The organism is Plesiomonas sp., from assembly GCF_051650925.1.
GTDB lineage: Bacteria > Pseudomonadota > Gammaproteobacteria > Enterobacterales > CAMTGL01 > Plesiomonas.
Window position 1 is genome coordinate 1 of record NZ_JBOFRH010000143.1, and the last position, 2,613, is coordinate 2,613.

Annotated in this window: 2 protein-coding genes; one reads left to right on the forward strand and one right to left on the reverse strand. The window is 49.0% G+C overall.

All coding sequences use genetic code 11. The features are described 5' to 3' along the window. Positions 1-707 (forward strand): amidohydrolase family protein (locus tag ACRC27_RS03145; protein ID WP_438639179.1); only part of this gene is annotated, 707 nt, incomplete at its 5' end. Between the two features lie 168 nt (positions 708-875). On the opposite strand, the gene ptsG is transcribed toward ACRC27_RS03145, so the two are convergent. Then, the gene (gene ptsG, locus ACRC27_RS03150; RefSeq protein ID WP_010863885.1) at positions 876-2,333 is read right to left on the reverse strand and encodes a PTS glucose transporter subunit IIBC; all 1,458 of its coding nucleotides are present in this window, start codon (positions 2,331-2,333) and stop codon (positions 876-878) included. Between the last annotated feature and the right edge of the window lie 280 nt (positions 2,334-2,613).

The window sequence follows — 2,613 nt, forward strand, 5'->3', positions numbered from 1 at the left end:
TGAAGTCATCACGTCTGGCTGTTGAGCTGGCGAAAAAGCATGGTACACGTCTACACGTTTTGCACATCACCACCAAAGAAGAGCTGGCGCTGTTTGACGCCGCGCCAACACTGGAAGATCTGCGGAAAAAGCAAATCACCGCCGAAGCCTGCGTACACCACCTGTTCTATAACGAAAACGATTATGACCGCTTAGGCCACTTGATTAAGTGCAATCCCGCGATTAAAAGCGTGGAAGACCAGCTGGCATTGCAAGAAGCGGTGCGTAATGGCGTGATTGATATTATCGCCACCGACCACGCGCCTCATACTTGGGATGAAAAGCAAAATACATACTTTGGCGCGCCATCGGGTCTGCCGTTAGTACAACATCCGTTGCTGGCACTGTTTGACTTGCATCGTCAAGGCGCGTTGTCACTGGAATTGCTGGTGCAAAAAACCAGTCATGCCGTGGCCGAACGTTTCCAACTGCAAGATCGCGGCTATCTACGTGAGGGTTACTGGGCGGATTTAACCTTGGTTGATCTGGACTCACCATTTACCGTCAACAAAGAAAATTTGTTTTATCAGTGCGGCTGGTCTCCGTTTGAAGGCCATACTTTCCCTGCGCGTATTGATACCACATTGGTTAACGGCGAAGTGGTGTTCCGCAATGCGGCTCACACTACCGCACGCCCAGGACAGCGTCTGCGCTTTAACCGTGGTTAATAATCGTGGCTAATCGCTTTTCGCTCGTGACACTCTAATCTTCAATCCCCTGCTTGCAGGGGATTTTTTTGTTTCTCATCCCTCATCATAAAAAAACAGCAAAAACAAAAAAGGAGCCCTTAGGCTCCTTTTTCTTTCACTTACGTGATAGCACATCACTGCGGGTAATTAGTTACCACGCATGTAGATGTCCATATCAGTTTTCAGGTTGTCAGACTTAGTACCGAAGATAGCCTGCACACCAGAGCCGGCAACAACCACGCCCGCAGCACCCAGTTTCTTCAGACCAGCTTGGTCAACCTTGGATACATCTGCCACACCCACACGCAGACGTGTGATACAGGCATCCAAGCTAGTGATGTTTTCTTTACCACCAAAGGCTTCAACCAGTGCTTTCGCCATTTCGGAGCCAGAAGCTTCGTTTGCATCAGCAGTTTCGTCTTCACGACCAGGCGTTTTCAGATCCAGCTTAACGATAGCTACACGGAATACGATGTAGTAAATCGCAGCATAGATAGGACCAACGATGAAGAACATCCAGCCATTAGTAGACAGGTGATAGAACAGACCGAAGTCGATCGCACCGTGGGAGAAAGTCATACCGTGCTTCATGCCCAGCAGGATCAGCAGGACGTATGCAGAGCCAGCCAGCAGTGCGTGGATGATATACAGCACTGGCGCTACGAACATGAACGCAAATTCGATTGGTTCGGTAATACCGGTCAGGAATGAAGTCAGCGCAGCTGAAATCATGATACCACCGATCTTAGCGCGGTTTTCTGGCTTAGCAGTGTGCCACATAGCGATAGCAGCAGCAGGCAGGCCCCACATTTTGAACATGTAGCCACCAGCCATGTTACCTGCAGTTGGGTCACCCATCAGGTAGCGCTGAATTTCACCAGTGATCCACTTACCACCTTCTGCCAGACACGCAGGCTCAGAGGTAATCGCTGCCACAACCTTACTGTTCACCACACAAGCTTCACCGGCTTGATAGAAGAACGGTACGTTCCAGATGTGGTGCAGACCGAATGGGATCAGAGAACGCTCAACCACGCCGTAGATACCGAACGCCATCGCTGGGTTCTGGTGCACAGCCCAGTTAGAGAACGCTTGGATACCGGCACCGATTGGAGGCCATACCACTGACAGCACTACACCCAGTACGATACAGGTAAACGCAGTGATGATAGGTACGAAGCGCTTACCCGCAAAGAAGCCCAGATAATCTGGCAACTGAATGCGGTAGAAGCGGTTAAACATATAGCCTGCTAGGGCACCGGCGAGAATACCACCGAGAACCCCGGTATCGATCTTCTCAACGCCCATCACACCAGCCATTACGGTCAGTGTTGCAGCCATTACGCCGTAACCGACGGTCGCCGCCAGCGCAGCAACACCATCGTTATTGGTAAAGCCCAGAGCTACACCGATGGCGAACAGAAGAGGCATCTGGCCGAATACGGAACCACCAGCCTGCTCCATAATGTTAGAGACAATTTCCGGCAGCCAGCTGAAGTTAGCGGCACCGACACCGAGCAAAATACCAGCAACCGGCAGAACCGATACTGGCAGCATCAGTGCTTTACCTACCTTTTGTAGGCCAGCGAATGCATCCTTTATCATGTGAGTATGTGCTCCTGAGTGAGTATGTTACTAAGAGGTTTTTATTATTACAGTTATTACCAAGAACTCTGTTTGTAATTTAGTGACATAATAGAAAAATAAATGTCGATATTGTTTGACGGCTGTCATATTAAAATAAGCCGACAAATCACCAGTTCGCATTTCTTTTAGCTTGATCACATCTCAGTTTGGGTCCAAACAGCCGCTCTAAAAGCCTTCAAACTTCACAAATTAAATATTTCACGCCCTAAAGTAATTATTTTTAGCGAAAAAACTTTTT